The 21,967-nt window shown below is 64.6% G+C and carries 18 protein-coding genes and 1 tRNA gene; 5 read left to right on the top strand and 14 right to left on the bottom strand.

Features of this window, described 5'->3' with window-relative positions:
• Positions 1 to 95: 95 nt before the first annotated feature.
• Entirely contained in the window at positions 96 to 431 is a 336-nt protein-coding gene (locus ACZBJS_RS09220) for a BA14K family protein (protein ID WP_229192251.1), read from the bottom strand.
• A 188-nt stretch (positions 432 to 619) separates the two neighbouring features.
• A complete protein-coding gene (locus ACZBJS_RS09225) occupies positions 620 to 916 on the bottom strand; it encodes a hypothetical protein (protein ID WP_229192252.1) in 297 nt (98 codons plus the stop codon).
• 538 nt (positions 917 to 1,454) lie between these two features.
• On the opposite strand from ACZBJS_RS09225, the gene ACZBJS_RS09230 reads away from it, so the two are divergent.
• Positions 1,455 to 2,453, top strand: a complete 999-nt coding sequence (locus ACZBJS_RS09230) for a helix-turn-helix transcriptional regulator (RefSeq protein ID WP_316396038.1) — start codon at positions 1,455 to 1,457, stop codon at positions 2,451 to 2,453.
• A gap of 31 nt (positions 2,454 to 2,484) precedes the next feature.
• Here the strand turns inward: ACZBJS_RS09230 and ACZBJS_RS09235 are convergent, their stop codons facing one another.
• The 8 genes from ACZBJS_RS09235 to deoC all read right to left on the bottom strand — a co-directional run bounded on the left by ACZBJS_RS09235 (position 2,485) and on the right by deoC (position 11,931).
• Complete coding sequence (locus ACZBJS_RS09235) at positions 2,485 to 3,576, bottom strand: ABC transporter ATP-binding protein (RefSeq protein WP_253603290.1); 1,092 nt, start codon at positions 3,574 to 3,576, stop codon at positions 2,485 to 2,487.
• 83 nt (positions 3,577 to 3,659) lie between these two features.
• The gene (locus ACZBJS_RS09240; RefSeq protein WP_316396051.1) at positions 3,660 to 5,099 is read right to left on the bottom strand and encodes an extracellular solute-binding protein; all 1,440 of its coding nucleotides are present in this window, start codon (positions 5,097 to 5,099) and stop codon (positions 3,660 to 3,662) included.
• Between the two features lie 49 nt (positions 5,100 to 5,148).
• On the bottom strand, positions 5,149 to 6,186 hold the full coding sequence (locus ACZBJS_RS09245; protein ID WP_057018873.1) for a carbohydrate ABC transporter permease: 1,038 nt from the start codon (positions 6,184 to 6,186) through the stop codon (positions 5,149 to 5,151).
• Positions 6,183 to 7,058 carry a carbohydrate ABC transporter permease gene (locus ACZBJS_RS09250; RefSeq protein WP_253624229.1) on the bottom strand — a complete coding sequence of 292 codons (876 nt, stop codon included), beginning with the start codon at positions 7,056 to 7,058 and terminating at the stop codon, positions 6,183 to 6,185. Before ACZBJS_RS09250 ends, ACZBJS_RS09245 begins: the two co-directional genes overlap by 4 nt.
• A gap of 7 nt (positions 7,059 to 7,065) precedes the next feature.
• Positions 7,066 to 7,989, bottom strand: coding sequence for a ribokinase (locus ACZBJS_RS09255; protein ID WP_316396039.1), 924 nt, complete (start codon positions 7,987 to 7,989; stop codon positions 7,066 to 7,068).
• 4 nt (positions 7,990 to 7,993) lie between these two features.
• On the bottom strand, positions 7,994 to 8,449 hold the full coding sequence (locus ACZBJS_RS09260) for an RbsD/FucU family protein (protein ID WP_316396040.1): 456 nt from the start codon (positions 8,447 to 8,449) through the stop codon (positions 7,994 to 7,996).
• Between the two features lie 79 nt (positions 8,450 to 8,528).
• Positions 8,529 to 10,916 carry an aldehyde dehydrogenase family protein gene (locus tag ACZBJS_RS09265; protein ID WP_316396041.1) on the bottom strand — a complete coding sequence of 796 codons (2,388 nt, stop codon included), beginning with the start codon at positions 10,914 to 10,916 and terminating at the stop codon, positions 8,529 to 8,531.
• Between the two features lie 10 nt (positions 10,917 to 10,926).
• On the bottom strand, positions 10,927 to 11,931 hold the full coding sequence (deoC, locus tag ACZBJS_RS09270; RefSeq protein WP_316396042.1) for a deoxyribose-phosphate aldolase: 1,005 nt from the start codon (positions 11,929 to 11,931) through the stop codon (positions 10,927 to 10,929).
• Between the two features lie 257 nt (positions 11,932 to 12,188).
• Between deoC and ACZBJS_RS09275 the strand changes: the two genes are divergently transcribed.
• Positions 12,189 to 12,983 carry a DeoR/GlpR family DNA-binding transcription regulator gene (locus ACZBJS_RS09275; RefSeq protein WP_057018878.1) on the top strand — a complete coding sequence of 265 codons (795 nt, stop codon included), beginning with the start codon at positions 12,189 to 12,191 and terminating at the stop codon, positions 12,981 to 12,983.
• Positions 12,984 to 13,063: 80 nt separating this feature from the next.
• On the opposite strand, the gene ACZBJS_RS09280 is transcribed toward ACZBJS_RS09275, so the two are convergent.
• The 3 genes from ACZBJS_RS09280 to ACZBJS_RS09290 form a co-directional block, all read right to left on the bottom strand.
• Positions 13,064 to 14,215 carry a substrate-binding domain-containing protein gene (locus tag ACZBJS_RS09280; RefSeq protein ID WP_057018879.1) on the bottom strand — a complete coding sequence of 384 codons (1,152 nt, stop codon included), beginning with the start codon at positions 14,213 to 14,215 and terminating at the stop codon, positions 13,064 to 13,066.
• Between the two features lie 101 nt (positions 14,216 to 14,316).
• Positions 14,317 to 15,309 (bottom strand): ABC transporter permease, encoded by a 993-nt coding sequence (locus tag ACZBJS_RS09285; RefSeq protein WP_316396044.1) that lies wholly within the window; start codon positions 15,307 to 15,309, stop codon positions 14,317 to 14,319.
• Entirely contained in the window at positions 15,306 to 16,886 is a 1,581-nt protein-coding gene (locus ACZBJS_RS09290; RefSeq protein ID WP_316396045.1) for a sugar ABC transporter ATP-binding protein, read from the bottom strand. Before ACZBJS_RS09290 ends, ACZBJS_RS09285 begins: the two co-directional genes overlap by 4 nt.
• A 258-nt stretch (positions 16,887 to 17,144) precedes the next feature.
• Between ACZBJS_RS09290 and ACZBJS_RS09295 the strand changes: the two genes are divergently transcribed.
• Positions 17,145 to 18,977, top strand: a complete 1,833-nt coding sequence (locus ACZBJS_RS09295) for an outer membrane protein assembly factor BamB family protein (protein ID WP_316396046.1) — start codon at positions 17,145 to 17,147, stop codon at positions 18,975 to 18,977.
• Positions 18,978 to 19,259: 282 nt separating this feature from the next.
• On the opposite strand, the gene ACZBJS_RS09300 is transcribed toward ACZBJS_RS09295, so the two are convergent.
• Positions 19,260 to 19,336, bottom strand: a tRNA-Pro gene (locus ACZBJS_RS09300).
• Positions 19,337 to 19,414: 78 nt separating this feature from the next.
• Between ACZBJS_RS09300 and ACZBJS_RS09305 the strand changes: the two genes are divergently transcribed.
• Complete coding sequence (locus tag ACZBJS_RS09305) at positions 19,415 to 20,401, top strand: L-threonylcarbamoyladenylate synthase (RefSeq protein ID WP_092087289.1); 987 nt, start codon at positions 19,415 to 19,417, stop codon at positions 20,399 to 20,401.
• 134 nt (positions 20,402 to 20,535) lie between these two features.
• A complete protein-coding gene (locus tag ACZBJS_RS09310; RefSeq protein ID WP_316395725.1) occupies positions 20,536 to 21,963 on the top strand; it encodes an FAD-binding oxidoreductase in 1,428 nt (475 codons plus the stop codon).
• The last annotated feature ends 4 nt before the right edge of the window (positions 21,964 to 21,967 follow it).

Below are 21,967 nucleotides of genomic sequence, written 5' to 3' on the forward strand. Positions count from 1 at the left end.
AGCTCCATTCGTGCTCAGCGTGGCCGCCGAGGGCTATTGTCTGGAGCGGCGGGTTCGCTTCCTCCCCGTTCCGGCGCCGCAAGCCTGCGGCAGTCTCACTGGCAGGGATACCGCCGGCCGTCCTTTGCCTGGAACGTATTCGACGCCGCATCGTACGAGCGATAGCGCTGGGCGCAGGACGCCGCGTGCTGCTGGGCGGCGGCAGCTTCCTGCTGCGCGGCGGCGTTGGCTGCGCCGGCCGCGATGACGCCGCCGATGAGGCCACCGACCAGTCCGCCGACGGCAGCGCCGCCGCCATTGTCATAGCACTGCCCGTAACGGCACCAAACCTTCTCGGTCAACGATGGCACTGCCGCCGCAACGCCGGTACCGTGCTGCAACGGAGCCGAAATGGCGGAGGCCGAAAACACCACGGCACCGGTGGTCGCCATCAAAACAACTTTCACAAAGCGAGCCCTGCGCATCATATCTCCTGCTTCATTGCTGTGGGCGCAGGCCGGCACCTGCGTCCCGATTCCCTCGACTTGGATGAACTCGTCTGGTTCCGGACCGGACGACACCCGGACACGCGCGGCCGGTTACAATTCGCGCGTCAGCCCGCTTCACAGATGGGCGAAGTTCATTGGCCGGCCGCGTTCACGACGCGGCAGAGGTTATCGCCGACACCTGGAGCCAACTGTCCCGGCGGCAAGCTGAAGATCGCATCGACGCGGCTGCCTTTGCCGTCCTTGCGGACGACGACTTGCAGCGTTTGTGGGCGGCCGGATCCGGTGGTGTCCTGCTGGGTGGTCAGCGTGCCGAGTTTCTTGTCGACGTTCACACCGACAAAGCCCTCCGCCAGAACGGCGCGGGACACCTTGTCGAGGGCGGCACCGGGATTGACCGACGGGAAGATCATCCAGGTCTTGTGCGTCATGCCCGTTACCATGGGAACGCCGGTGCTCTGGACGTGATCTGCGCAACCATCGGCCAGCGCAGGCATGGACGAAAGAACTGTAAGCGCGAGTACGCAAGTAATCCTTGTAAGCATGCTTTCATAACCCGTTTGAGTTGGTCGTGACGATTTAGGCCAAATGGGCTACGAGTCCATGGACGACGTCGCATTCCGGATGCAGGCGTTCGGATTGTGGCTAGAGCAGTCGATCGCGAATGCTGTGCATCCGCTGGTGCTCTCGAACGTTGGCGCGGCGGATTGAATCGGAACGTTCGCGCGATGCCGGCGAGCGGATGAGATCAAATGTCAGCTTTCGCGGCTCGATTGCGCGACCTGGATATTCTGTTCGCTATTCGGATATTGAAGAAATTGTGAGAAAGGGTACGCGACCCGAAATCACCAAAGCTGTGCTAGTGTGGTGATGCGGTCTATGCGTGTGGCGGACGCCCTGAACAGCGGAAAACCGGTCTGATGGATCGGGCAATCCGCGAAACAGCAATCATCCGATGGTTGGGATTTGATGGTCGAAGACGTACTCGCTGCACCTCCCACGCGATCGGGATCTTCGTTCGAAGAACTCCTTGAAATGCTCCACCCCCACGGGATCAATGCGCATTCCTCGCCGCGGCCTGACGAATCGTTTCGCTGGCATGCGGACATAGCCATCGGCGCGGAACTTGACGTCGTGCGGGCCGATCTGTCGGCCGGTTGGGATTGGCGCTATTCTTACGAGAAATCTGCCGGAGAGCTTGCAATAAGCCTGCTGAATGCCGGCCAGGCCGAAATGCTCATCGCAGGAAAGAGCATCCAGCGGACCCCCTCCGAGATCGCCATCGTCCCCCTTCCGACGATGCAAGCGCAGCGGGTCGAAGCGGTCGATGGACGATACTCAAGCGTCACGCTCACCTTGCATACGGGCGTAGTTGCCAAGGTGCTGTCTGCGACGTTCGGGAGCACGGCGCTGGAAGATCTCAACCTAACGCCGATCGTCGACTTGTCGACCGGCGTTGGACAGACCCTTCTTCAGCTTGTCCGCACGAGCACCACCGGCTTGTATGACGGGATCCTGGTACGCTCTCCGAAAGCCAGCGCGCTGCTATCGGAAGCAGCCATACAGCTCATCCTTGAGAACGTTCCTCATCGGTTGACCGACCGGTTGAGCCGCCACCCGCGGGATGCGCCGCCGCGCTACATTCGCCGTGCGGTCGAGTATATGCGGGCCAATCCGCATCTGCCGCTGACGATCTCGGATATTGCCGCAACGGTTGGGGTCAGCAGCCGGTTGCTGCAATTGGGCTTTCGTAAAATCCACGGCACGACGCCGGTCGCCTATCTGCGACAAATTCGGCTGGAGGCCATCCACGACGAACTGTCGCGACCGGAGAACATGCTCCCGATCAGCGAAGTCGCGCTGAAGTGGGGTTTTACGCATATGGGCCGTTTCGCTGCGGTGTACCGCTCGGCCTTCGGCCTGTATCCGTCCGATACGGTCCGGCGCGCGCGAGGTTTCTTAAGCTAGGCAGGCGGTTGTCGAGCCAGGCTGCGGCGGATCAGCAAATAGCCGTCCCAGACGCCTTGTCGAATAAGTGCGTTCGCTCAAGATCGAGCGCGACGTCGATGACATGATCCGGTTCCGCGGCGACGCCGACCGGCATTTGCGCCGTGAACGCGAATGGGCCGACGGTCCCGATCACCAGAGTGTGCGGCCCGAGCGGCTCCACGTCTTTCACAAGGATTCGGACGGAAGAGCCTGTCGATGCGTCTTGCCGCAACACATGGTCGGGCCGGACGCCGAGCACCACGGGCTTGCCGACGCTGCCGGCATAGGCCGCCTCGCGTGACTTCGGCACTCTCAACGCAGTGCCCGACGGCTCGGTGAAAATGAGCGCGCCGTCGCGGGCGACTAGCTCGCCATGGATGAAATTCATGCTGGGCGCGCCCATGAAGCCGGCGACGAAGAGATTGCTGGGCTTCTCGTAGATCGTGATCGGATCGGCCGCCTGCTCGATGCGGCCGCGGTTCATCACCACGACGCGGTCGGCCATGGTCATGGCTTCGACCTGGTCGTGCGTGACATAGACGATCGTCTTGGCGAGACGGCGGTGCAGCGCCTTGATCTCGGTCCGCATCTCGATGCGAAGCTTGGCGTCGAGATTGGACAATGGCTCGTCGAACAGAAACACATCCGGGCTGCGCACGATGGCGCGGCCGATCGCCACGCGCTGGCGCTGCCCGCCCGAGAGCTGTTTGGGCCGGCGCTGCAAATATTGTTCGAGGTCAAGCACGCGCGCAACGTCGCTGACGGCCTTCTCGATGCTGGCGCGCGATTCCCCGCGCACCTTCATGCCGTAGCCGATGTTCTCTCCGACCGTCATATGTGGGTAGAGCGCGTAGTTCTGGAACACCATCGCGCAATTGCGCAAGCCAGGACGCAATTGCGTCACGTCGCGATTGCCGATGCGGATAGTTCCGCTCGTCACCGCCTCCAGTCCTGCGATCATGCGCAACGTCGTCGTCTTGCCGCAGCCGGACGGGCCGACAAGCACGACAAACTCCTCGTCGGCCACGTTGAGGTCGAGCCCTTCAATGATCTTGTAGGGCCCGTATGCCTTGCTGACATTCTCGATCTCGACGTGCGCCATGGATTCCTTTTCCGTCCCTTCGTCGACGGCAAGTAAAGTCCCGGACGATGCTCGCGCATCATCCGGGACGTCTCACTGGAAAGCTAGTTCTTCGGCGGAAGGCCCATCGCCGCGCGATAGGCCGCGAGCTGCTTGGCCCGGCCGAACTCGTCGGTCAGCCGATTCCACTCCTTGGCCATCGCGTCGAGCGCCGCCTGCGGCGTGGTCTGGCCGGCCAGCGCCTTGCCGAGCTCGATCTCGACCACCTCGGTGTAAGAGAAGTAACCGGGCAGACGCATGTCGAGCGCGACGTTCTTGGCATTGATGGAGTCCGATTGCGCGCCGAGATATTCCTTGGCCTCTTCCGGCGAGAAGATCTTGCTCCACAGTTGTAGATTGGCAGTGTGCGATTTGCGATAGGGATTGACGCCGCTGCCGCCGGTGATCGCCGCCTGGCCCGACACTTCAGGGCTTGTCAGTGTCTTGACGAAATCCCATGCCGCCTTCTGGTTCTTGCCGGCCTTCGGCACCGCGATCTGCCAACCGCCGAATGCCATGAACGGGCCCGGAAGCACGCTCGGGAACTTGTCCCACTTCTTGGTCTTGGCGTTCCAGATCTCGTCCGAACCGGGCAGCATCGCCGAACCGACCTTGCCCGAGATCTTCGACTGCTTCGGTTCCGCGGCGATGACACCGGTGTCGCCCCAGCCGATCGATTCCGCAACCTGGCCGCCGGCCACCGCCGCGTTCACCTCGCCGAACGAGAAATTCAGCGCGTTGGGCGGACCGAGCTTCGATGCCCTGATGTACTCCTCGAGCCCCTTCACCCAGCCCGGGTTGTTGATCTGCGCGTCCATCGTCTCGGGGTCGAAGAACATCGCGCCCGGATAGTTCGGATTGTTGGTGTAGGCCGCCGCATGGCTGAAGAAGAACCAGAACTGCTGACCGCCGCGGCGGAAGGCTTCCGCCGTTCCCCACAGCCCCTTGTCGGGCCGCTGGAAGAACTCGGCAATGTCGAGATACTGCTTCCAGGTCTTCGGCGGCGCGAGGTCGTAGCCGTATTTGGCCTTGAAGGCGTCCTTCTCCTTGGGATCGCTGAACAGGTCGGTGCGGTAGGTATAGGTGTGGACGTCGCCATCCATCGACTGCGAGTAGATCTTGCCTTCCCACACCATCAGCCGTTCGCGATAGGCCGGCTCGATATCGTCCCAGTCCTTGCCGGACTGCATCTCCTTCGGCATCTCGCTGAGATAGGGCACGAAATCCGGCAGCCAGGCCGGCGCGAAGCTGACGAGGTCGAACGTCGCGTCCGATGCGGTGAGCGACGTCGCGATCTTCGGATAGAGCTCGGACCATGGAAACTCCACGACATTGACCTTGCCGCAGGTCTTCTTCGCCCATTCGTCCGCGCCGAGCTTGAGCGCGGAGGCGATATACGGCCCGGTCTGCGACGCCACCGTCAGGGTGACGCCGGTATAGTCCGGGCTGCAGGCAGCATTCGCCTGGCTCGCGGCACAGGCCATCGCGAGCGAGGTGGTCAGCATCAGGAACGTCCGTCGCAACATCGTCTAGTCCTCCCTACAAGGTTTTTTGCTATTTGATGGCCCCGAGCAGCAGGCCCGACCGCATCATCCGGCTGAGCAGGCCCGCCATGATCATCATGGGAACGATGGCGACGAGCGCCGCAGCCGATATCGCCCACCATTCGTCGCCGCGCTGGCTGTTCTGTCCCGCCACCAGGATCGGCAGCGTCTGCCATCTGGAATTGGTCAGGAACAGCGCGAACAGAAACTCGTTCCAGACGAAGGCCAGCGTGATCATGAACGTCGCCAGCAGCCCGTTCATCGACATCGGCACCACGATGCCGAAGAAGATGCGCCAGCTCGGCACATTGTCGACCATCGCCGCCTCCTCGACCTCGATCGGCACAGCCTCGAAGAAGTCGCGCATCAGCCAGACGACGATCGGCAGCGAGAAGGCGACGTAGCAGAGCGTCAGGCCGACAAAGCTGTCGATCAGCTGGAAGCCCAGCCGCCCGATCTCGCTGTAGAGCAGATACAGCGCGAAGGCGGTGACGATGGGCGGGAACATGCGCTGGCTGACGAACCAGAACAGGATGTCCTCATTGCCGAGGATCGGTCCGGGCAGCGGCAGGCGGTTGGCGGCGACGGCCACGATCAGCGCGATCGGAAAGGCCAGCAACAGGGCCTGCGGGCGGGTGAACCCGAACGTCGTGTTGAACAGCAGGTAGCCGCCGAGCGCGAGCAGGAAGAACGCGAGGCCCGCGCCGAAGCGGACCTTGAATTCGAAGCGCACCAGCGCATAGGCCGCCATCGCGCCAATCGCCGTGGCGATCGCTGCCGCGGATAGGCCAACGATGGTCGAGTTCAGGAAGGTCCGGAAGAACTCGCCGCGGATGCCCTGATAGAGATCGATGAAGGGCTGCAAGGTCGGCGTGAAGTCGATGAACGGCAGATAGGTCGGCCCGCCGACGACGCCGGGCGGCGTCTTGAATGCGGTCACCACCACCCAATAGAGCGGAAACACCGTGATCAGGCACCAGATGAGAACGCCGGCCGCGACCAGGCGGCGGCGCCATGGCGACAGTCCCGTCAAGCCCTGGCCGCTCATCGGCGCTTCTCCAGATGCGGCCGCAGCAGCGCCAGATAAGTCACGCCGATGATCGTGATCGCGATCAGGAACAGGAAGCTGAGCGCCGATGTGTAGCCGAGATTGAACTTCTTGAAACCTTCCTGATAGGCGAACAGCGTCAGCGTCTCGGTGTCGACGCCCGGCCCGCCGCCGGTCATCACGAACACCGTGTCCATGATCTTATAGCTCTCGATCAGGCGGATGAAGACGACGGCGGCCGAGATCGGCAGCATCATCGGAAAGGTGATGGCCCAGAACTGCTGCCAGGCGCTGGCATTCTCGAGCTCGGCGGCCTCGTAGACATCTTCGGGAAGCGTTTGCAGCCCGGCTAGCATCATCAGGATGACGAACGGGGTCCACTGCCAGACCTCGACCGCGATGATGCAGGCGAGTGCCCAATGTCCATTGGTAAGGAACGGCAGGTTGACCAGGCCGAACTTCGACAGGAACTGATTGAGCGGTCCCATCGTCGGATTGAAGATCATGCGCGCCACCAGCGCGACCGCGACGGGCGCCAGCAGCATCGGCAGCAGCAGGGCGACGCGGAACAGCCGCTCACCCGGCACCCGCGCATTCAGCGCCAGCGCGACGCCGAACCCGATCGCGTATTGCAACCCGACCGCGATCAGCGCAATCAGCGTCGTGGTGAAGAGCGCATTCCAGAACCGCGGCTCCTGCAACAACGCCGCATAATTGCCAAGCCAGACGACGCGCGGCGGGATCGGCGGAATCAGCCGGTAGCTGAGGAAGCTCGTAGTCAGCGAATAGATCAGCGGAAATATCGAGATCGCCAGCACGACGAGCACCGCCGGCCAGATGAAGACATGCTTGATCGGATCATTCCGCATCATCGCAGCATCATCCCCTCAGCAGCGCTTCGATCTCCGCGCGCCGCGGCATCGCGGGCGCGGTGCCCGGCCGGGTCACCGAGATTCCCGCCGTGGCCGCACCGAACCGCGCGGCCTCGAGCGGATCGACGCCGTCGGCGAGCGCCGCCGCGAAGCCGCCGACGAATGCATCGCCCGCGCCGGTGGTTTCGACGACCTTGCCGGACGCGAAGGGCGGCACGTGCAGCGAGCGATCCCGCGCATGGAATAGCGCGCCGCGTTCGCCGAGGGTGATCAGCGCGGTCCCGGCGCCTTTGGCCAACAGGGCGTCGCCGGCGCGGCGGGCGCCGGCGAGGTCGCCCACCGCGATGCCTGTGAGCGCTTCGGCCTCGGTCTCGTTGGGAACGACATAATCGCACAGCGCAAACAGGCCATCGTCGAATTGGATCGCCGGTGCCGGATTGAACACCGTGATGCTGCCGGCGGCGCGCGCAATCTCGAGTCCGCGCCGCGCTGCATCGACCGGCTGCTCGAGCTGCGTCACGAACACGCGGCTGTCGCGGATCGCGTCCGCCACCGCGTCGACATCGGCCGGGCCGATACCGCCCGCTGCACCCGGCACCACGATGATGGCGTTGTCGCCGCACGTCTCATGGACATAGATAAACGCCGCGCCGGTCGGCGCATCCGCGGTCCTCGCCACGCGCGGCCGGATTCCCTCGGCCTCCCAGGTCCTGATCGCAAGCTCGCCGAAGGCGTCGCTGCCGATCCGCGAGATGAAGCTCACGCCGGCGCCGGCCCGCGCGGCCGCGACAGCCTGGTTGGATCCCTTGCCGCCGGGCCCCATCGCGAATCCCGAACCGGCGATCGTCTCGCCGATCGCCGGCATGTTGCCGGCGCGGAACGCCAAGTCGACGACGAAGACGCCGAGGACGGCGACGCCACTCTTGCTCATCTCGTCACTCCCCGTCCGGCCCGATCACGCCCTTGCTGAACAGGAAGCAGCCATAGAAGCGCCGCTCGCCCGTCGCGATCACGCAATAGGCCGTCTTGGCCTTCTCGTAGAAAGCGTGGCGCTCGACGCCGACCAGCGGCCATGACCGTCCCTCCGCGCGATCGATCGCGGCCTGCACCTCGCGCTGCACGGGTGGCACTTCCTGAGCCTGGCCGACAATCTCCATGCGGATCGCTGCATCGTCGACAAACGTATCGAGCGGCATCACCGACAGCATCGCCTCGATCGCCCTAGCCGCGTTGACATTGTCGATGCGCAGCAACCGGCCGAGAACCGTCTGGCGCGCGATCGAGTCGGCCGGAAAATTGGTATCGCACACCACCAGACGATCACCATGCCCCATCGCCCGCAGGGCATAGAGTACGTCGGCATTGAGCAGTGGATCGATGCCCTTGAGCATGTTGCGTCCCTCCCTTGTGTTCAAACTCGCCGGACTCTGACGGTCCGAACCCCATCGATATCACCGCGAGGTGACGTCGCTAGTCACCGTACGGAATCCAGATGTTCTTCACCTGCACCGCGTGGCGGAGCAGGATCGGGCCCTCGCTCGCGGCCTTGTCGTACCAATCGAGCGCGAGGCCATGATCGACCAGCGTCCGTTTGAGATTGCCGATCGACAGCCGTTCGGCGGCCGCTGAGGCGTCCTGCGATCCGAACGCCCAGAGCGCGTCGACATCGTCGTGCTCGGCAAGCACCTTGACCAGCTCGCTGTGATCGCCGGTGACGATGTTGACCACGCCGCCAGGCACGTCCGAGGTCTCCAGCACCTGGTAGAAGTCGGTCGCGGCGAGCGGATGCCGCTCGCTGGGCACGGCGACGACCCGGTTGCCCATCGCAACCAGCGGCGCCACCAGGCTGATGAAGGCAAGCAGCGGCGCCTCGTCGGGACAGGCGACGCCGACCACGCCGATCGGCTCATGCATCGCGAGCGCCACGCCGCGCAGCGGCGGCGCGTGGATGGATCCTTCGAATTTGTCCGCCCAGGCGCCATAGCTGAACAACCGCTCGATGCTCGCATCGACTTCCGTGCGCGCCTTCGCAGCCGACACGCCGGTCATCTCGGCGATGCGCCGGGCGAATTCGTCGCCGCGCGCGGAAAGATTCTCGGCAAGGTAATAGAGGATCTGGGCGCGATTATGCGCCGTCGCCCGCGCCCAGGACTCGGCGGAGCGCGCCGCGGCCACCGCATTGCGGATATCCTTGCGATTGCCCTCGCCTGCCTCGCCGAGGCGCCGGCCCTTCGGCGACAGCACCGGACGCGAATAATTGCCGTCCGGGCGCACCTGCTTGCCGCCGACGAACAGTTTTGCCGTTCGATCGATCGGCGGCACATCGAATCCGGCGCTGGCGCCAGAAGCCGTCGCCAGCGGCGATGCCTTGGCCCGCGCCTTGCGCCCGCTCCAGGCCTTCGGCTTGAGGTACTCATACATGCCTTCACGGCCGCCCTCGCGGCCGAAGCCGGACTCGCGATAGCCGCCGAAGCCGACGCTGGCGTCGAACAGATTGGTGGCGTTGACCCAGACCACGCCGGCCAAGAGCTTCGGCGCGATATCGAGCGCCAGCCCGAGCGTCTCGCTCCACACGCTCGCAGCAAGACCGTAGCGCGTGTTGTTGGCGAGCATCACAGCCTCGTCGGGGGTGCGGAACGTCATCGCCACCAGGACAGGGCCGAAGATCTCTTCGGTCGCAACCGTCGAGGACGGATGCACGTTCCAGAGCAAGGTCGGCGGATAGAAACATCCTTCCGCCGGGATCGCACCGGACGCCTGATATTTCTCGGCACCCTCCTTCACTCCGGTCTCGACCAGCGACTTGATCCGTTCGAGTTGCACCGGCGCGACCACCGCGCCCATGTCGATCGCCTTGTCGAGCGGCATGCCGACGCGAAGCGTCTCCATGCGGCGGATCAGGCGCCGGCGGAAAGTCTCCGCGATCCCCTCCTGCAGCAGCAGCCGCGAGCCGGCGCAGCAGACCTGGCCCTGGTTGAACCAGATCGCATCCACCACGCCTTCCACCGCGCCGTCGATATCGGCATCGTCGAACACGATGAACGGCGACTTGCCGCCGAGCTCCAGCGTGAGGGACTTGCCGGTGCCTGCGGTCGACTGGCGGATCAGCCGTCCGACCTCGGTCGAGCCGGTGAACGCGATCTTGTCGACGCCGGGGCTTTCGACCAGCAGCGCGCCGGTGGCACCGTCGCCGGTCACGACATTCAGCACGCCCGGCGGCAGGCCGGCCTCGGCCGACAGTTCGGCGAACAGCAGCGCGGTGAGCGAGGTGAACTCCGCCGGCTTCAGCACCACCGTATTGCCCGCGGCCAGCGCCGGCGCGATCTTCCACGCCAGCATCAGCAGCGGAAAATTCCACGGAATGATCTGCCCGATCACGCCAACCGGCACCTGATCGGTGAATTCGCGCTCCTGCAGCTGCGCCCAGCCGGCGTGATAGAGGAAATGGCGCGCGGCGAGCGGCACGTCGAGATCGCGGGTTTCCCGGATCGGCTTGCCGTTGTCGATCGCCTCCAGCACGGCGAACAGCCGGGCGTGACGCTGTAGCATGCGCGCCAACGCATAGAGATGACGCGCGCGGCCGTGACCGCCGAGCTTTGCCCAGGCTGTCTGCGCAGTGCGTGCGGCGTTGACCGCCGCCTCGATATCGGCGGCGGCGCCCTGCGCGATGCGCGCCAGCGTCTTGCCCGTGGCCGGCTCGGTCGTCGTGAGGTGTTTGCCGGCGTGCGGCGCTGTGAACTTGCCGGCGATGAAATGCCCGAACGTGGCGCCATGCCGCGCCAGCCAGGCGCGTGCCTCGCCGTCCGCCTCCGGCGCGGGGCCATACTCCATGGTCTCGAAATAGCTTGCGACGCTCATCGCTGGAGTCTCATCCCACGGGGTGGCGATTGAAGGCCGAATAGTGGCCGGTCACGTGATGCTCGAGCTGTCGCTCGATATCGGCGAGCAGGCTGGAGGCGCCGATGCGGAACAGATCCGGCTCGAGCCAGTCGCGTCCCAGCTCCTCCTTCATCAGGAACTGATAGTTGAGCACGTCCTTTGCCGTCGAGATTCCGCCGGCCGGCTTGAAGCCGATCTGGTAGCCGGTGCGCTCCTGATAGACGCGGATCATCCGCAGCATCGCGAGCGTCACCGGCAGCGTCGCGTTGACGCCTTCCTTGCCGGTGGAGGTCTTGATGAAATCGGCGCCGGCCATCATGCAGACCATCGACGCCTTGGCGACATTGCGCAGCGTCTTGAGATCGCCGGTGGCCAGGATCGTCTTCAGATGCGCGTCGACGCAGGCGACGCGGAAATCCCGCACCTCGGCGTAAAGCGCCCGCCAATCGCCGGTCAGCACATGCTCGCGCGTGATGACGATGTCGATCTCCTGCGCGCCGTCGCGGACCGACGCTTCGATCTCCTTCAGCTTCAGATCATGCGGCACGAGGCCTGCGGGAAATCCGGTCGAGACCGCGGCGACCGGGATGTCCGATCCGCTGAGCGCTTCGACGGCCGTCGCCACGAACCGATGGTAGACACAGACCGCGCCGGTATGCAGCTCGCGGCCGGCAAAGCCGAGCCGCTCGAGAAGGTCGCCGCGCACCGGCGCTTTGGCCTTGGCGCAGAGGCGCTTCACCCGTTCGGTCGTATCGTCGCCATTGAGCGTCGTCAGGTCGATGCAGGTGATCGCCTTGAGAAGCCACGCCGCCTGCGCGTCTTTCTTGACCGTGCGCCGGCCCGGCAGGCTCGCAACGCGGCGTTCGGCGGCCGACAGATTGATCCTGATCTCGTCGACCCAATCCATCTCGAGCGCGCGACCGCTGTTGCGCGGGAGCTGATGCCCGCCGCCCGGGGAAGGCGACTGCGCGGCCAATGGGGATGGATTCTGCATGAAGACGCTCTGCGTCATGGAGGCGCCGTGCGTCCTAGCGAATCGACGAGATCGCCAGATAGACTGAATGTGTCGATCGCAACATGTGATCCTCCCCTGACCTTGCCGCGGGGTTTGCCGACGGCCTGAGGACGACACCGTCCCCGACCCTCGATCAGCCCGCCGGACTGGATGTTATTATTGTAACAAATCGACGTTGATAAACTCACAACATTGTAAGATCATTGTCAATCGGATAAGCAAGCCCGGCGATCAAAATGGCTGAAACATCGAACGCACGACCAAGCGAGACGCGCGTGCAGCGCCTGCAGAGGCTGCGCCGCGCCGTCGAATCGAGCGGCACGCTGCATCTGAAGGACGCCGCCGAGCTCCTCAAGGTTTCCGAAATGACGGTCCGGCGTGATCTCGCCGGGCCGGACGCCGCGCTGGCGCTGCTCGGCGGCTACGTCGTCAATGCGGCGTCGCCGACCGGGGTCAAGTACACGTTCGAGCAGGAGATCGATCAGCACACCCAGGACAAGCGCCTGGCCTGCCGGTCTGCCGCGGCCTCGATCAAGGAAGGCGATACGATCTTCATCGATTGCGGCACGACGATGCAGTCGCTGGCGGACTGCCTACCGGAGGACCTGCCGCTTTCGGTGATCTGCTATTCGATGAACGTGGCGTCGATCGTCACGCGACGGCCGGCCACGCAGGTGATGCTGATGGGCGGCCTCTACCATCCGTCGTCGCAGTCCTTTGCGTCGGACGACGGCCTATCCTATCTGCGGCGGCTCGGCATCAACAAGGCCTTCATCTCCGCGGGCGGCGTGCACTGGACCCGCGGCGCGAGCTGCTCGAATTTTCACGAGGTCGCCGTCAAGCAGGCCGTCATCGAGACCGCGATGGAAAGCATCCTGGTGATCGACGCCAGCAAGCTCGGCAGCCTCAAGTCGGCGTTCTTCTCCGATATCGGCGCGTTCTCGCGCATCATCGTCGGCGGCGCGGCGTCAGCGGACATGCGCAAGCACTTCCGTAGCCTTCCCGTCGAGTACGTGACCAGCGCAACCTGATCCGAGCGGGGGCTGGCACGCCCGGATCAGGCTGCTCACGATGCGCGGGCTCGCGGGACCACGCATCGCACTCCTGCGGCTCAGTTGCAGGCAGGCTTCGCCTTGTTGCAGGCGTCGGTCAGCTCCGGCGGCGGCTCCTTCTTGAACACCGTCTTGTAGGATTCCAACACGTTGGACTGCGTCACCGGCAGCGACTGCACACCGATCCAGCCCGGCGTTTCCTTGCCGAGCAGCGCGTTCATCATGGCCATCGCTTCGGCGACACCCTGGTCATAGGGGCGCTGCGATCCGGTCGCCTTCAGCGGGCCACCCTTGGCGATCTCGATCGCCGATTGCAGGCCGAGATCGACGGTGGCGACCGGAATGTCGATGCCCTGCGCGCGCATCGAGCTCAGCGTATCGAGCGCCGGCTGGTCCCAGACCGCGAACAGGCCCTTGATATCCGGATTGCCGGTGAGGAAGTCGCCCGCGATCTGCGACACCTTCGGCGGGTCGGTGAAGTCGACCTGCTTCATCTTGATGTCGGGACGATTCTTCTGCATCCACTCACGGACGCCCTTGGTGCGCTCGTTGGTGCTGAAATAATCGACGCCGAAATTGACGAGGCCGATGGTGCCGCCCTGCGCGACGCAGGACGCCAGGATCTGGGCCGCGATCAGGCCGTTGCCCTGGCTATCCGCCGAGATCATGGAGGCATATTCCTCCGGATGCTTCAGGCCGGTCGGGATGCTGTCCATCAGCACGAGCTTGATGCCGGCCTTGGCGATCTTCTTGTAGGTCGGTGCGGTCGCCGTGAAATCGACCGGGATCGAGATGATGCCATCCGGATGCTGCTGGATGGTGTTCTCGATATCGGCGATCTGCTTGTCGACCTGATATTCGGCGGACGCGACGCCGGTGACGGTCACACCGTACTTCTTCAGCGTATCGGTGATGCCCTGGATCTGCAGTTGCGCCCAGTCGAGATTGACGGTCTGCATGGAGATGCCGACCTTGAAATGCTTCTCCCTGATCTTGGCGGCATCGGCGTCCGACAGCGCCAGCACTTCGGGCGAGGCGGCCTTCTCGCCGTGCGGCCCCTGACCGACGATCGATTTCGGTCCAAGCGTCGCGAGATCGACGCCCTTGACGCAGGTTGCAGGCACTTCGGCGCGAGCCGAGGCGGCGATCGAAATGGCCGTCGCCGCGATCAACGCGGTCAGCGGCAGGGTTTGTCGCAAGATCGGCTTCATTGTTTCCTCCCGTTTTGGTCGCCGATTGACCGGAGGCCGGCGACCTTGCCCCTACCCTTGCAACGCCTGACCTTGCGGCCCATGCGCTGCACCGTCGTGCTCTAGCGTTTCGTGAAGGCGACCGCGGCCACGATGATCGCTCCCTTGATGACGAGCTGCAGCGGCGAGCTGACGCCGAGCAGCACGAGGCCGTTGTTGAGTGTGCCGATGATGAGGCTGCCGAACAGCGTCCCCAGGATGTAGCCGCGCCCGCCGAACAGGCTGCAACCACCGAGGATCACGGCGGCGATGACGTCGAGCTCCATGCCCTGCACGACGTCGGGCCGCGCGGCGTGCGAGCGCGCGGACAGCACCAGCGCCGCAAGCCCGGCGAGCGCGCCGGTCAGCACAAAGGCCGCGGTCGTTACCCATTTGGTGTTGATACCGGAATACAGCGCCGCGGTCGGATTGCCGCCGACCGCATAGATGCGGCGGCCGAACACGTTATAGTGCAGCAGCAGGATGCCGACGATCATCGCCACCAGCGTCCAGGCGATCGGAACCGGTATGCCCAGGAACGAGCCTTCGCCGAAGATCGCAAAGTACGTCTCGTTGGTGATGATGACAGGCTTGGTATTGGTTACCATCATCGCCAAACCGCGCGCCATGCTCAGTGAACCCAGCGTCACCAGGAACGACGGGATCGAGAGCTGCGTGGTCAGGATGCCGTTGAGCAGCCCGACCAGCGCGCCGGTGCCGAGCCCGGCAACAGCGCCTACGATCCAGCTATTGTTGATCTGACTCATCGCGAGCGCCGCGGCCATGCCCGACAGCGCCAATGTCGATGCGACCGACAGATCGATCTGGCGCGCGATGATCACAAAGGTCATGCCGACCGCGATGATCGAGACCAGCGTGGTCTGGCGTCCGACGTTCAGGAAATTGTCGACCGACAGGAACCAGGGCGAGGACAGGCTGAACACGACCAGCAGCACCACGAAGGCGATGTACAGCATGTAGGGCCGCTCACCCCGCAGCAGATTCTGCAGCAGCTTGCGGCGTCGATCGGATCGGGTCGACGAGGCGACGAGGTTGGGCGCGGTCAGTTCGGTCATGCGAGCAGCTCTTGCAATACGCCTTGTTCGGAAGCCTGGTAGATCTGCAGCAGATGATGGAGCTCTTCGGCATCATCGATCTCCCCGCGCAGCAGCGTTCGCGCCACGCGTCCATCGACGATCACGGAGATGCGGTCGCAGAGCTCGATCAGTTCGACGAGGTCCGACGAGACCACCAGGACGCCGGTGCCGTCGCGAGCGGCATTGCGGATCACGCCGTAGATCTCCTCGCGCGCGCCGACGTCGACGCCGACCGTCGGCTCGTCGAGCAGCAGCACGCGCGGCCGCGGATCATTCCATTTTCCGAACACGACCTTCTGCTGGTTGCCGCCGGACAATGTCCTGACCAGGCTCGAAGCGCCTTGTGCCTTCACCGACAGCCTCGCCACCGCAGCGTCGGCACGCCGGGCGGCGGCGCGCTGCTGCATGAAGCCCCAGCGCGAGAAATGCGGAATCCGCGGCAAGGTGATGTTGCGCTCGATCGAATGATCCAGCACCAGGCCCTGCAGATGCCGGTCTTCCGGCACCAGCGCGACGCCATGGTCGATCGCATCGGCCGCGCTCCTCGGCAGCCATGGCCGGCCGTCGATCTGGCATGTGCCGCTGTCGACCGGCCGAAGGCCGAAGATGGTCTCCAGAATCTCGGTGCGTCCGCTGCCGATCAATCCGGCAAGGCCGTGGATCTCACCCTTCATCACGGACAGTTCGACGGCCGACAGGCGATCGTTCGACACGCGCGACAGCGACAGAACCGGCGACGGATCGAATGAACGCGCAACTGCAGGTTCGGCGCGCGACGCCGCGGGCACCAATCGATCGATGCCGATGATGGCGTTCACCAGCCGCTTCATGTCGGTCTCGGCGGTGACGAAAGTCCCGGCATTGCCGCCGTCGCGCAGCACCGTGACACGCTGCGAGATCTCGAACACCTCGTTGAGCCGATGCGTCACATAGATCACGCCAACGCCGCGGCGCGTCGCCTTGCCGATCGCATCGAACAGGATGCGAACTTCATCCGAAGTAAGGGACGATGTCGGTTCATCGAGGATCAACAGGCGCACCTCGCCCATCAGTGCCTTGGCGATCTCGGTCATCTGGCGGTAGGCGAACGGCAGCGAGCCGACTGCTGCCTTGGTATCGAGGGGAATGCCGAGCTCGCTCAGGAACGCCCCGGCCCTGGCCATCAGTTCGCGCTTGCGGACAAAGCCGAACCGCGTACGCGGCTCGCGGCCGAGCAACAGATTGTCGGCGACGCTCAGCGACTCGACGAGACTGAGGTCCTGATAGACGACGGCGATGCCTGCCTCGCGCGATCTAGCCGGACTGTCGAACGTAGCTGGTTTGCCGGCGATCTCGATCGTGCCGCTGTCGGCCGCGTGGACACCACTAAGGATCTTGATCAGCGTGGACTTGCCGGCCCCGTTCTCGCCCAGCAGCGCGTGCACCTCGCCGGCCCGGACCTCTAGGTTGACGTCGCGCAACGCCCGCACGCCGCCGAAGCGTTTGTTGATGCCACCGACCATCAACAGCGCCGTCGACGGCCGAGGCTCGGCTGCGATCGAACCGGACAATTCCAAATTTTCCTCCCGTCGACCGCGCGAGGCGCTGGTACGATGGTGACATATTGTTATTTTTGCAACTTATCTTGTTATAATTCTATCACATCGACCGACCTGTCAATGGGAGATCGCGCCGGCGGGCGCTCGAATTGAAGGCGGCGATCGGATGTTGCACCGCCATACGTGCGGCCGGCCTCCGCCAGGCACGATGGCAGCCGGAAGGTTGTGCTAAGCTGCAATTGCTCTCTTCATCAAAGCCAACGCCGGTGAATCACGATGAAACTGAGTGCTGCGATTGCCATCGCCCTGATCTCGTCTTGCCTGCCCGCCGCGGCGCAGCAAGCCGGTGCCGACCTCTACGCGCAACGCTGTGCGCAATGTCACGACAGCAGCAACACGGGTGTTCGCGCGCCGAGCCGCACCACCCTGCAATCCAGATCGTTCGACGAGGTGCTTGGTGCGATCACCACCGGCCCGATGGCATCCTTCGCGCAGGGACTGACCAGCGACGAGCGGGCGGCGATCGCCTCACTCGTCACCGGAAAGGCCGCGTCGCTCGTGCCAACCGAGAGCGCAGGCCAATGCGCGCAGAACGAGACCGGCTTTCCGCAGCCGATCGATGGGCCGCGGTGGAACGGTTGGGGCACGGATATCAACAACAGCCGGTTTCAGCCGGCGGCAATGGCCGGCCTCGCGCAAGACCAGGTCCCGCGGCTGCGTCTGAAATGGGCGTTCGGATTTCCTGACACGTCGAACGCCAACGCGCAGCCGGCTGTCGTCGGCGGCTTGCTGTTCGTCGGTGGCGGCGACCGCAAGGTCCACGCCCTCGACGCCAAAAGCGGCTGCACGCGCTGGGCGTTTCCGACCGAGGCGCCGGTGCGGACGGCCATCAGCTTTGCCCCGCTGGACAACGGCCAGCCTGCCATCTTCTTTGGCGATGTGCGTGCCAACGTCTACGCCCTGAATGCCGCGACCGGCAAACTGATCTGGAAGAGCAAGGTCGACGATCATGTGGCCGGCCGGATTACCGGTGCGCCAGTGTTCTATTCCGGCGTCGTCTATGTCGGCGTTTCATCGATCGAGGAGGCTATCGGGTCTCGTCCCACCTACCAGTGCTGTACGTTTCGCGGCAGCGTCGTTGCGCTGAAGGCCGAGACCGGCGCGCAGATCTGGAAGGCCTATACGATTCCCGAGGCACCGCATCCGACACGGGCGAACGCCCTCGGGACCCAGCTGTTCGGTCCGGCCGGCGCGTCGGTCTGGTCCGCGCCGACGATCGACGTGCAGCGCCAGGCGCTCTATGTCGCGACCTCGAACAGCTATGCCGATCCGGCAACCGACACCAGCGATGCCATCCTCGCGTTCGATCTCGCGACCGGCCGAATGCTTTGGCACCAACAGGCCACACCGAAGGACAGCTTCGTCGTTGCGTGTTTCGGCACCGATCAGAGCAATTGTCCGGAAGACCGCGGCCCCGACCATGATTTCGGCCAATCACCGATCCTGGTGAGCCTGCGTAACGGACAGCGCGTGCTGGTGATCGGCCAGAAATCCGGCGTGGTCCACGCGCTCGATCCCGACCACGAGGGCAAGATCCTGTGGCAGACGCGGATCGGCAAGGGTGGCGCGTTGGGCGGGACCGAATGGGGTTCCGCCGCCGACCAGGACCGAATCTATGTCGCCAATTCGGACGTACGATTTCTCAGGGACGGCACGCGACGTCTGAATTCAAGCGAAGGTGGCGGCCTGTTCGGGCTCGATCTTGCGACCGGAAGGATCGCGATGCAGGTGGCGCCGGTGGCCTGTGGCGACCGCCCCCAGTGCAGTCCCGCTCTCTCCGCGGCGGTCACCGCCATTCCCGGCGTCGTGTTCTCGGGCGGCGTGAGCGGCTTCCTGCGCGCCTACGCGACCGATGACGCACGGCTGCTCTGGGAAATCGACACCGCCCGCGACTACGCCACGGTCAACGGCGTTGCGGCCCATGGCGGCGCCATGGACGGACCCGGCCCGGTCGTCGTCGACGGCATGCTGTACGTCAATTCCGGCTACGCGCAATGGAGCGGGCTGCCCGGCAATGTTCTGCTGGCCTTTGACGCCGGCAACCCTTGACAGGTATTTGCGCCGGCAAGCTGAGCACTACTCGCGGCGGGCTATTCGTGCTTTGATGCCGGACAGGATCAGTCGAGAGGTCCGAAGGGAGACCGTGTGGTGATTGGCGACGTGCTACGCAACATCACGTCAGGGGCCGTTACCCTCGCGCGCTCCAATGGTCCCGAATCGCCGATATCAGAGACAGGCGTCCCGAAATCGACCGACATGGCAGCCGCGCTTCAAATCGATGCGCATGTCGTTGCGCACGAAAAACACAGAAACTATAAGTGCTTGAAAGAATGGTCGGAGTGGCAGGATTCGAACCTGCGACCCCTGCGTCCCGAACGCAGTGCTCTACCGGGCTGAGCCACACTCCGACTGAGGGCCGGCTTATAGCGTCGGGTTTCGGGGACCGCAAGGGACCACGAGCCACCCAATTGAGGAATCTAGTCACAGTGGATACAGGTCTGAAAACGCACGTTTTGTCCGCCGGCGCCGCCGCCACGGCGACGGCCGCCGGGGTCCTGGCCGAGGGCGGCCTGGTGGCGTTTCCGACCGAGACGGTTTATGGCCTCGGCGCCGATGCCGGCAACGCCTCAGCGATCGCCCGGCTTTACGAGGCCAAGGGCCGGCCGGCCTTCAATCCCCTGATTGCCCATGTCGCCGATCTGGGCGCCGCCCGCCGGATTGCCCTGTTCAATGGGCAGGCCCTGCGATTGGCGGACGCGTTCTGGCCGGGTCCCCTGACCCTGGTGCTGCCGAAGGCGCTGTCCTGCCCAGTTGCGGAACTCGCGACCGCCGGGCTCGACACGGTCGCCATACGCATCCCGGCCCACAAGGTGGCGCGCGACATCATCAAGGCTTTCGGCGGTGCCGTGGTAGCGCCGTCGGCCAATCTCTCCGGCCATGTCTCGCCGACCACCGCCGAGCATGTGAACGGCGATCTCGCGGGCCGCATCGACCTGATCGTCGACGGCGGGCCGGTCGAGGTCGGCGTCGAATCCACCATCATCGGCTGCTTCTCCGATCCGGTGCTGCTGCGACCGGGCGGGCTGACGCGCGCAGAGATCGAGCGCGTGCTCGGCCAGCCCTTGCAGTCGCCGCCGCAAGACGCGGAAAGCGACGCCCAGCCGGTTGCCCCCGGCATGCTCGCCTCTCACTACGCGCCGCGGACACCGGTCCGGCTCAATGCCAGCGACGTCCATGTCGGCGAAGCCTTGCTGTCGTTCGGGCCGGCCAAGGTCGCGAGGCGCGAATGCGCCTCGGTGGAGATGAACCTGTCCGAGCGCGGCGATCTTGCCGAGGCCGCCGCCAATCTGTTCGGCTACCTTCGCACCCTCGACAAGAGAAACGCGGATGCGATCGCGGTGACGCCGATTCCCGAGGAGGGATTGGGCGAAGCCATCAATGACCGGCTGCGCCGCGCAGCCGTTGGGCGGTAACAAGCATGACCCGGACCGGAACGGCCGCGTTGGCGCCAAGCGGGAACCGGTTTTCCCTCGCGACAAACGCGAAGCGTTTGCGCGAAGGGCATGCTTAGGCAAAGATCCCCGACTGAGTGAAAGACCAAGAAAAAATGAACATCGTCCAATCAGCGGTGCCGCCGCTTCCGCCCGAATTGCTTGAAAAATTCCGCGCCATCGTCGGCGCGAAATATGCGGTGACCGATGCTGCCGACATCAAGCCTTACGTCACCGAGGAACGCGACCTGTTCCACGGCCGCTCGCCGCTGGTGCTGCGCCCGGGTTCGACCGCCGAGGTCGCTGCGATCTGCAAGCTTGCGACCGAGCACAGGATCGCGCTGGTGCCGCAGGGCGGCAATACCGGCCTGGTCGGCGGCCAGACGCCGCACAATGGCGAGGTCGTGGTCTCGCTGCGGCGTCTCGACAAGATCCGCGATATCGATGTCGAATCCAACACCATGACCTGCGAGGCCGGCGTGGTGCTGCAGGTCGCGCAGCAGAGGGCAGTCGAGGTCGACCGGCTGTTTCCGCTGTCGCTCGGCGCAGAAGGCAGCTGCACGATCGGCGGCAACCTCTCGACCAATGCCGGCGGCACCGGAGCCCTTGCCTATGGCGTGGCGCGCGAAATGGCGCTCGGGGTCGAAGTCGTGCTGGCTGACGGCCGTGTGCTGAACGCGCTGTCGAAGCTGAAAAAGGACAACACCGGCTACGATTTGCGCAACCTCTTCATCGGCGCCGAAGGCACGCTCGGCATCATTACCGCGGCCACGCTAAAGCTGTTTCCGCGGCCGCGTGCGGTCGAGACCGCCTATGTCGGCTTGGCTTCGCCGGCGGCCGCACTCAAGCTGCTGTCGATCTCGCGCGATCAAGCGGCCGGAGCGCTGACGAGCTTCGAGCTGCTCGCCGACGTCGCGGTCGACTTCTCGATCCGCCACGGCATCGATATCCGCGATCCGCTTGAGAGCAAGCACCCCTGGTACGTGCTGATGGAATTGTCGTCGTCGCGCGACGATGCGCGCGACACGCTGGAGGCTATCCTGGCCCAGGGCATGGAGGACGGCATCGTCGATGACGCTGTCATCGCCGCCAATCTGAGCCAGCGCCAGGCGTTCTGGAAGCTGCGCGACGAGATGTCGGCGGCGCAAAAGCCGGAAGGCGGCTCGATCAAGCACGACATCTCGGTGCCCGTCGCAGCCGTGCCCGCCTTCATCGAGGAAGCCAATGCTGCCGTGGTGAAGCTGATCCCCGGTTCGCGGCCGGTGCCGTTCGGCCATCTCGGCGACGGCAACATCCACTACAATGTCAGCCAGCCGGTCGGCGCCAATGCGGCCGACTTCCTGGCGCGCTGGCACGACGTGAATGCCGTCGTGTTCGAGATCGTGCTGCGGATGGGCGGCTCGATCTCGGCCGAGCACGGCATCGGCGTGCTCAAGCGCGACGAATTGCCTGACGTCAAGGATAAGGTCGCGATCGAGCTGATGCGGCAGGTCAAGGCGATGCTCGATCCGCTCGGCATCATGAACCCGGGCAAGGTGCTGTGACCGC

This window comes from Bradyrhizobium sp. KZN70725 (assembly GCF_055264925.1).

Bases quoted from the DNA above. Each gene is read 5' to 3' on its own strand.
- ACZBJS_RS09220 (WP_229192251.1), bottom strand. From the start codon at position 431: ATGGCGACCACCGGTGCCGTGGTGTTTTCGGCCTCCGCCATTTCGGCT.
- ACZBJS_RS09225 (WP_229192252.1), bottom strand. From the start codon at position 916: ATGACGCACAAGACCTGGATGATCTTCCCGTCGGTCAATCCCGGTGCC.
- ACZBJS_RS09230 (WP_316396038.1), top strand. From the start codon at position 1,455: ATGGTCGAAGACGTACTCGCTGCACCTCCCACGCGATCGGGATCTTCG.
- ACZBJS_RS09235 (WP_253603290.1), bottom strand. From the start codon at position 3,576: ATGGCGCACGTCGAGATCGAGAATGTCAGCAAGGCATACGGGCCCTAC.
- ACZBJS_RS09240 (WP_316396051.1), bottom strand. From the start codon at position 5,099: ATGCTGACCACCTCGCTCGCGATGGCCTGTGCCGCGAGCCAGGCGAAT.
- ACZBJS_RS09245 (WP_057018873.1), bottom strand. From the start codon at position 6,186: ATGAGCGGCCAGGGCTTGACGGGACTGTCGCCATGGCGCCGCCGCCTG.
- ACZBJS_RS09250 (WP_253624229.1), bottom strand. From the start codon at position 7,058: ATGATGCGGAATGATCCGATCAAGCATGTCTTCATCTGGCCGGCGGTG.
- ACZBJS_RS09255 (WP_316396039.1), bottom strand. From the start codon at position 7,989: ATGAGCAAGAGTGGCGTCGCCGTCCTCGGCGTCTTCGTCGTCGACTTG.
- ACZBJS_RS09260 (WP_316396040.1), bottom strand. From the start codon at position 8,449: ATGCTCAAGGGCATCGATCCACTGCTCAATGCCGACGTACTCTATGCC.
- ACZBJS_RS09265 (WP_316396041.1), bottom strand. From the start codon at position 10,916: ATGAGCGTCGCAAGCTATTTCGAGACCATGGAGTATGGCCCCGCGCCG.
- deoC (WP_316396042.1), bottom strand. From the start codon at position 11,931: ATGCAGAATCCATCCCCATTGGCCGCGCAGTCGCCTTCCCCGGGCGGC.
- ACZBJS_RS09275 (WP_057018878.1), top strand. From the start codon at position 12,189: ATGGCTGAAACATCGAACGCACGACCAAGCGAGACGCGCGTGCAGCGC.
- ACZBJS_RS09280 (WP_057018879.1), bottom strand. From the start codon at position 14,215: ATGAAGCCGATCTTGCGACAAACCCTGCCGCTGACCGCGTTGATCGCG.
- ACZBJS_RS09285 (WP_316396044.1), bottom strand. From the start codon at position 15,309: ATGACCGAACTGACCGCGCCCAACCTCGTCGCCTCGTCGACCCGATCC.
- ACZBJS_RS09295 (WP_316396046.1), top strand. From the start codon at position 17,145: ATGAAACTGAGTGCTGCGATTGCCATCGCCCTGATCTCGTCTTGCCTG.
- ACZBJS_RS09310 (WP_316395725.1), top strand. From the start codon at position 20,536: ATGAACATCGTCCAATCAGCGGTGCCGCCGCTTCCGCCCGAATTGCTT.